Genomic DNA, 7,929 nt, shown 5'->3' with positions numbered 1-7,929 from the left:
CCCCATAAGTTAGACTTTTAAAACTTATGAGGTGTGCTCTATGCCAATTCCGAAGCATTCAAAAGAGTTAAAATTAAAAGTCATTCAAGCTTATTTAGAGGGAAGTAAAGGATATAAAATCCTTTCACAAGAATTTAATGTAGATCTCCAAACCATCCGCTTATGGATTGAAAACTATAAGGCACAAGGTGAAGATGGCCTGAATGTTAAAACTAAAAAAACCTACTACTCTTCCGAATTTAAAATCAAGGCTGTACAAATGCTTCTTGATAAGATACCGGTAAGAGAAGTTAGAAGACGGTTAAATCTGAGCGGGACGTCAATTTTAAGAAGGTGGCTAGCTCAGTATCATAAAGAAGGGATTGCTGGGTTTAATACCACGAGGATTTATACCAATATGCTTAAACAAGATAAAACTAAAATAACCAAGTCTGTAAAAGATGACAAAGATAAATCTCAGCAGGAGCTCATTGATGAAGTGACCGCTTTACGAGCAGAGGTTGCCTTTTTAAAAAAGCTAAAAGCCTTAAAACTGAAGCAACGTACCTAAATTCAATTTCTACTGCAGACAGTGTTCAAGTTATTTCAGAATTAAGGCAAATTTATCCATTAAAGCTCTTACTCAGTATTGCCAAGATCGCTCGTAGTACTTATTTCTATCACATGAAAGCTGTACGCTCTAAGGATAAATATACTGAGTTAAAACAGCAGATCAAGTCCATATATCACAAGCATAAGGGATGCTATGGCTATCGTAGAATTACTCTTGCTCTGAAAAGTACAGGAATAATAATCAACCATAAATGTGTATATCGTCTTATGAAAACTATGGGACTTAAATCACGTATCAGAGCACTAAAATATCGCTCATATAAAAGTGGTTGTGTCGGGATGGTGGCCGATAACATTATGCAACGGCAATTTAAAGCGAACCGTCCCAACCAGAAATGGGCAACTGATGTGACGGAATTTAATGTTAACGGTGAAAAACTTTATCTATCACCAATTATAGATTTATTTAATGGGGAAATTATTACCTTCCGGATCCAACGTAAACTCAATTATGAGTTAGTGAAAGATATGCTCATTCATGCTTTAGCTAAACTTAAGCGACATGAGAAACCAATTCTCCATTCAGATCAAGGATGGCAATATCAAATGGCTCATTATCAACAGCAATTAAAGCAACATGGTTTAATTCAAAGTATGTCTCGTAAAGGAAATTGCTTAGATAATGCTGTAATAGAAAGCTTCTTTGGAATATTAAAATCGGAGTGCTTTCATGGTGAAAAATTTCAATCAACTGATGAGTTAGAGAAAACTATACGAGTGTACATTCATTATTATAATCATGAGAGAATCAAGGTGAAGCTACAAGGTTTATCCCCTGTACAATATAGAAACCAGTTTTTAAAAACTGCTTAACTAACTGTCCAACTTTATGGGGTCAGATCATCCTACCGCTACGGCAAAGGGACGAGTAGTCACCACACAAAGTTATACCTCAGAAAGAATAACTCTGATGCGGAAGTTCATGAGCAGTCTGTCAAAACTGCCTGGCAATGTGGCCAGCAGGCAAAGGATAGTGCTCTGCCCTTTAGCAGTCAAGCACACAAAATGACATTTGTTTTAAATTAGATCATTAAAAAGTAAGGATAAATAATGAGATAGTTATTGTTAAAGTGGGGTTTATAAAGGTGAGGTTTTGGCAGCTATAACTTTATAGGTTGTAACCTTTTAACAAGTTTAAAGGTTACACCGCTCAATTAAATTATAAATAGAAATTAGACTTAACCTATTTTCATAAAATATAAATCAGTGCCTTTTGCAATTGTCTGCTCTTGAAAAGGTACTATCACAATACAATTCGCTTTAACAAATGGCTCTATCTGATATGACTGTTGTTGCTCAATAATTTCCAATACATATTCCCCATTTTCTTGAGCCTTATAACACCCCCATAACAACTTTCTATTTGTCACATTAGGAACAATTTCTATGTCAGTTTTACCTTTAAAGTAAGCATGATCAAAAAAGTCTGAGATGTGCTTATTCAAAATATATTTCACAAAAGCATGCATCAGAATCGCAATATCTTGAATGTCACCCGGTAAATTAATAATAGTCGCTTTGTCTTCTGTAACGACTACACGCATACCTTTATGATTACCGCTTTCATCATATATCTGCACAGTCTCACGGCTAGGTGGAGTCCTATCTTGGCCTTTAAGAATTTTAATTTCATTAGCTGGTATACAACGTGTATTCAAGGCCGATGACATGCTGCTTTGATCAAAGATTGGAAGTTTTTCAAGCTGGAATAAAGAAGAACGATTATTTTGATATGTGCAGCAAAGAATGACATCAAAGTTTGAGTTTTGTTCTTCAAAGAACTTTATATAATCGTCCCTGCTCGTCGTTAATGAGTCATCTAAAGCTGGGTCATTATCTTTTTTAAGATTATTAAATGCAGCATCAAAACGTTCAGGTTTGAGTGATTTGATTTCTACCTGCTCGTAGCCCCATGTTTTCAAGACATCTTTAACATACAGACTTTCCTCACTCATTTCTTCTTTATCAAAAGAATGCATACTTATAATGAGAATTTTGGGGTTTTTATATATAGATAATTCTTTGATTCCCGCTCGTCTTAAAACAATTAATTTTTCAGGAGTCAGTTTCTCATCTTTTTTTAGAATCACATCGCCTTGTTTAAATATACTGCCCTTTGGGATAACACCATGCATGGCAGGAATAGAACCAGTAATTTTTTTAGCATCGGTATCAGAGAGATCTAATCTCTCATCTTGTTCAGCAATCACTGAATCTAAAGACTCTGGTAATTTTGTATAGGCAGGAATTTCTAACAAACTTGGAGTTTTTAGATCTAATTTATACGGATTAATAGATCTATAAAGCTGTTGCCCCCAATAGTACCAATGAGTAATTAATAAAGGGCTATCTTTACTTGCAGATTGAGTTGTTTCTGAGTTAAGAGCCCAACCCGCATATTCAGATAAATTATGCAGAGGATAATCCTGTAAAGCATATACATCACTTGCGTTAACTTGATTTATTGCTTTATCCAGCTCTACAGTTTCTTTTAAATCACCTTTAGGCAAATTTATATTGATATGATAAAAAATGTCCGTTAAATGATTTGGTAAGTTATCTGGTATTGGAAGTTTTTTTTGCATAAATATAGATCCTAGAAGTACCTCAAATAGGAGGTACTTCGCTAATTTTAATTATTAATAAAGAATTTATCGTTATCTAAAACATTCGGTATTAAAAAAGCTCCAAACTGCTTCAGCCTTTTAAGAAATGAAATTTCTCTTTTAGGCGAATATAGAAACTGAAATTAATTTATAAAAACAATAAAAAAACCCTAAATCATTATAATTTAGGGCTTTTTTAAATCATATAAAGCTATGCGAGTTCATATGATTTTAATATCTTGGTAGGTATATCCAGACTCGAACTGGAGACCTCTACGATGTCAACGTAGCGCTCTAACCAACTGAGCTATACACCTAGAATGGAAAGCATAATATTCATTTTTCAAAAGCAAAACAAGTGATTTGCCATCGAAAAAAATACAAATGAGCAGACTTTAAGCAAACTCTTTTTCATTTTCCAAAAAAGAAAAACGGTACATGGTTTAACCACATACCGTTTCTTTAGCTGACTATTAATCTCAACTTAACAAGGGCATTTCTTTAAATTACCACCTGCCGATGGATATCTCGAATCAACACAATGACGGTAGAAAGTCGTCGCATCCATTGGAGTTAAATCAGGATGATGGGCTTTCATGTGCTCCAGATAAGTTTGATAGTCTGGAACCCCAACCATCAGTCGGAAGCTTTGCTGCAAACGCTGCCACAAGGTTGCAATGCGCGACCAATTCTTTGGAGAAAGTAATAGCTCTTTTTGCGAGAGCACTGTCATTTTGATGATTTTCGCAATAATGACAGTTCCATTTTTTGCAAATTTAAAATTCATCATTACTCTCCTCGTGGGGTGACCACTTTCGGATCAGCATATACAGCTGGTGCTTCATGAGCAGTTGGTGTCGGGCTTGCTAATGCACGGCGCACAATACCAATTGCAGCAATTACCATCACAATCGCAACGATCATGAAGAAGCCACAAAGCGCAGCGTTGATTTGGTTTGACATCACAATCGTCTGCATTTCTTCAAGTGTTTTTGCTGGTTTAAGAATTTCACCACGCGCAATCGCATCTGAAAATCTATTCGCTTGTGCTAAGAAACCAATCTTTGGATTTTCGTGGAAAATCTTTTGCCAGCCCGCAGTCATACAGGTAATGAACAAGAAAATTGTTGGGAAAATCGTTACCCATACATATTTTTCTTTTTTCATTTTAAACAGAATGACTGTACCCAAAATGAGTGCCATTGAAGCCAACATCTGGTTACCCACACCAAATAAAGGCCAGAGTGAATTGACACCACCTAACGGATCAATCACACCTTGATAGACGAAGAAGCCCCATCCACCTACCGCAACAGCAGTACCTAGCAAATTACCAAAGAATGAGCTTGAAGATTTAACCGCAGGAATAACAATACCCACAGTGTCTTGCACCATAAAGCGACAAGCACGAGTACCCGCATCGACAGCAGTTAAAATGAATAATGCTTCAAATAAAATAGCAAAGTGGTACCAGAATGCCATCATTTGGCGGCTGTTAAAAATTTCAGAAATGATATGTGCCATACCAATCGCAAAGGTAGGCGCACCACCTGTACGTGAAAGAATTGAGCTTTCACCTACTTCTTGAGCCAACACGGTTAGCATTTCAGGCGTAACAACAAATCCTAAATTACGCACAGCTTCTGCCGCAGATTCTACAGTTGTACCGAGTACAGCCGCAGGCGCATTAATTGCAAAGTACACACCCGGGTCTAAGACAGTTGCACAGATCATCGCCATAATACCGACGAAAGATTCCATGAGCATGCCGCCATAACCAATCACACGAATGTCAGCTTCGTTATCAACGAGTTTTGGTGTTGTACCACTTGATACAAGCGCATGGAAACCAGAAATGGCACCACAGGCAATGGTAATAAATAGGAATGGAAATAAGCTACCTGAGAATACAGGGCCAGTACCGTCAATAAAATGAGTCACTGCTGGCATTTTCAATTCAGGTAATGCAATCACAATACCAACGGCCAAGCCAAGAATGACGCCAATTTTAAGGAATGTTGATAGATAATCACGTGGTGCTAACAACAACCAGACTGGTAAAACTGATGCGATAAATCCATAAATGATTAAGCACCATGTGAGCTGTGTTCCTGTTAAAGTGAAAAATTCACCCCAGTATGGATCTGCTGCAACCTGTCCACCATAAACAATGGCAAGCATCATTAAAACGAAGCCGATAATAGAAACTTCGGCAATACGTCCCGGGCGAATAAAACGCATGTAAACGCCCATAAACAATGCAATTGGAATGGTTGCTGCAATACTGAAAACACCCCATGGACTATGGGCAAGTGCTTTCACCACAACTAATGCCAGTACAGCAAGGATAATAATCATTACTCCAAGCGCACCAAGCATGACCACAATACCGGCAAAAGAACCGAGTTCTTGTTTTGCCATTTCACCAAGTGAGCGACCGTCTCGACGTGTTGAAATAAATAAAACTAAAAAGTCTTGTACCGCCCCCGCCAGAACCACACCGACCAATAACCAGATCGTTCCTGGTAAAAAGCCCATTTGTGCAGCCAAAATTGGTCCAACTAACGGCCCCGCTCCTGCAATTGCAGCAAAGTGGTGACCGAAAAGCACATATTTATTGGTGGGTACATAATCCAGACCATCGGCCAAGCGATGTGCTGGGGTTAAACGTCTTGGGTTTAATTCAAATACTTTAGTTGCAATAAATAGACTATAAAATCGATATGCGATGCTATATACACATGCTGCAGCAAGTACAAGCCAAACCGCATTGACATGTTCACCACGACTGAGTGCCAGCATCCCAAAAGAAATTGCACCTATTATTGCCACTAGGCTCCAGACCAGCTTGGAGGGAAGCGTAGATTTCGCTTGCATTGTGTCCATTCTTAACCTCTCAATAAATAACTACAGCATTTTTATATTGTTATGTACTGTTTCTCTTAATCCCTGTGACTCTACTCCTCCTTTTTCTTTTTTCCTCTTATACTTTCGCATAAAAAAAGGGATGATTTACATCATCCCTTCGATAATAGTGTATTTTTTAACTATTATGCACGCTCTAAATAATCGCCAGTACGAGTATCTACACGAACGCTTTCTTCTTGCTGAACAAATAACGGAACACGAACAACCGCACCTGTTTCAAGCTTAGCTGGTTTACCGCCACCGCCAGATGTATCACCACGTACACCCGGATCAGTTTCAACGATTTTCAATACAACGAAGTTCGGTGGGCTTACTGTTAAAGGTACGCCGTTGAACAACATAATTGTACATTTTTCATTTGAATCGTCTTTTAACCATTTAGCAGCATCGCCCATAGCAATTTTGTCTGCCGCGATTTGCTCAAAAGATACAGGATCCATGAAGTTCCACATTTCACCATCGTTGTATAGGTATTCCATTTCAACTTCAACGATGTCAGCTGCTTCTAAAGAGTCACCTGATTTGAAAGTTTTTTCTAATACTTTACCGGTTTTAAGGTTACGTAATTTTACACGGTTGAACGCTTGACCTTTACCTGGTTTTACATATTCGTTTTCCATGATTGAACATGGGTTACCATCAAGCATAACCTTAAGGCCTGCTTTGAAATCATTTGTAGAATAATAGGCCATGAAAGGCACACTCCAAACTTAACAAGTCAACTATGCGATATAATGCGTTGTTGCATTATCTTAATCGTGTCAAATGATAAACTATTTATACCAAGAGCAAAACTGGCAATCTCAACTGAGTGACCTTATTACTGATCCTTCGGAATTGCTAAGCCTACTCGAGTTATCCTCAGAACAGCTATTATCGGGTGCGATTCTGGCTTCTGAAAAGTTTAAATTGCGTGTTCCTCGTGCGTTCGTCGGAAAAATGAACGCTAAAAACCCGCTTGACCCGCTTTTGCTACAAGTATTACCTCATCATTTAGAACTCGAAGAACATCCTGAGTTTGTGACTGACCCATTAGGCGAAGAAGCAGCAAATCAATTACCGGGTGTATTACATAAATATAAATCGCGTTTTTTATTAACCTTGACTGGTGCTTGCGCCGTACATTGCCGTTATTGCTTCCGTCGTCATTTCCCCTATCAAGAAAATTTGCCAAAAAATGAAGATTGGCTAAATATTAAAAACTATATTGAAGCAAACCCGAACATTAACGAGATCATTTTGAGTGGTGGTGACCCGCTTACGCTTTCTAACCGTAAATTAGCACTTTGGTTAGAACGCCTATCATCTCTCAAACAAATCCAGATTCTGAGAATTCACTCACGAGTCCCAATTGTTATTCCTAACCGGATCGACGAACAGCTGATTTCTTTATTAAAAAACAGTAGGCTGCGTATAGTTCTGGTGGTACACTCAAACCATGCTTCTGAACTCGATGACTTTACTTGTTCAAAATTGTTGCAGTTATCTGACCATCACATTACTGTACTAAATCAGGCAGTATTGCTTAAGGGTGTCAATGACTCTGCACAGACGTTAATTGATTTAAGTTATCGTTTATTTGAAGCTCGCGTTATGCCTTATTACTTACATGTTTTAGATAAAGTAAAAGGTGCACAACATTTTGATTTAGAATCATCCAAGATAGATGATATCTATCGTGACGTGTTAGCGAACCTACCGGGGTATTTGGTTCCTAAACTCGTCAGGGAAATTGCGGGCGAAAAGAATAAAACACCGCTTTTTGGGGCTACAACTTTTTGAG

General features: G+C 37.9%; 7 protein-coding genes and 1 tRNA gene. 3 read left to right on the top strand and 5 right to left on the bottom strand.

Features of this window, described 5'->3' with window-relative positions; translation table 11 throughout:
- The first annotated feature begins 40 nt into the window (after positions 1-40).
- On the top strand, positions 41-550 hold the full coding sequence (locus J655_RS25745) for a helix-turn-helix domain-containing protein (RefSeq protein WP_002120495.1): 510 nt from the start codon (positions 41-43) through the stop codon (positions 548-550).
- Between the two features lie 5 nt (positions 551-555).
- A complete protein-coding gene (locus J655_RS25740; protein ID WP_416201982.1) occupies positions 556-1,425 on the top strand; it encodes an IS3 family transposase in 870 nt (289 codons plus the stop codon).
- Positions 1,426-1,790: 365 nt separating this feature from the next.
- On the opposite strand, the gene J655_RS10740 is transcribed toward J655_RS25740, so the two are convergent.
- From J655_RS10740 to efp, 5 genes are all read right to left on the bottom strand, one after another.
- The gene (locus tag J655_RS10740; protein ID WP_032007337.1) at positions 1,791-3,197 is read right to left on the bottom strand and encodes a molybdenum cofactor biosysnthesis protein MoeA; all 1,407 of its coding nucleotides are present in this window, start codon (positions 3,195-3,197) and stop codon (positions 1,791-1,793) included.
- A 261-nt stretch (positions 3,198-3,458) separates the two neighbouring features.
- Positions 3,459-3,535: transfer RNA gene (locus J655_RS10735), tRNA-Val, on the bottom strand.
- 167 nt (positions 3,536-3,702) lie between these two features.
- Positions 3,703-4,008: a YbdD/YjiX family protein gene (locus J655_RS10730; RefSeq protein ID WP_000980869.1), complete on the bottom strand. Its 306-nt coding sequence runs from the start codon at positions 4,006-4,008 to the stop codon at positions 3,703-3,705.
- Positions 4,008-6,104, bottom strand: coding sequence for a carbon starvation CstA family protein (locus J655_RS10725; RefSeq protein ID WP_005068001.1), 2,097 nt, complete (start codon positions 6,102-6,104; stop codon positions 4,008-4,010). Before J655_RS10725 ends, J655_RS10730 begins: the two co-directional genes overlap by 1 nt.
- Before the next feature lie 164 nt (positions 6,105-6,268).
- Positions 6,269-6,838, bottom strand: a complete 570-nt coding sequence (gene efp, locus J655_RS10720) for an elongation factor P (protein ID WP_002118666.1) — start codon at positions 6,836-6,838, stop codon at positions 6,269-6,271.
- A gap of 73 nt (positions 6,839-6,911) precedes the next feature.
- On the opposite strand from efp, the gene epmB reads away from it, so the two are divergent.
- Complete coding sequence (gene epmB / locus J655_RS10715; RefSeq protein ID WP_005067999.1) at positions 6,912-7,928, top strand: EF-P beta-lysylation protein EpmB; 1,017 nt, start codon at positions 6,912-6,914, stop codon at positions 7,926-7,928.
- The last annotated feature ends 1 nt before the right edge of the window (position 7,929 follow it).

This window comes from Acinetobacter sp. 1294243 (genome assembly GCF_000588015.1).
Classification (GTDB): Bacteria; Pseudomonadota; Gammaproteobacteria; order Pseudomonadales; family Moraxellaceae; genus Acinetobacter; species Acinetobacter pittii.
Note: the sequence above shows the minus strand (reverse complement) of the source record. Positions and strands in the feature narration are given on the sequence as shown.

Coding starts and splice junctions, on each gene's coding strand:
- epmB (WP_005067999.1), top strand. CDS start 6,912: ATGATAAACTATTTATACCAAGAGCAAAACTGGCAATCTCAACTGAGT.
- J655_RS10730 (WP_000980869.1), bottom strand. CDS start 4,008: ATGATGAATTTTAAATTTGCAAAAAATGGAACTGTCATTATTGCGAAA.
- efp (WP_002118666.1), bottom strand. CDS start 6,838: ATGGCCTATTATTCTACAAATGATTTCAAAGCAGGCCTTAAGGTTATG.
- J655_RS25745 (WP_002120495.1), top strand. CDS start 41: ATGCCAATTCCGAAGCATTCAAAAGAGTTAAAATTAAAAGTCATTCAA.
- J655_RS10725 (WP_005068001.1), bottom strand. CDS start 6,104: ATGGACACAATGCAAGCGAAATCTACGCTTCCCTCCAAGCTGGTCTGG.
- J655_RS10740 (WP_032007337.1), bottom strand. CDS start 3,197: ATGCAAAAAAAACTTCCAATACCAGATAACTTACCAAATCATTTAACG.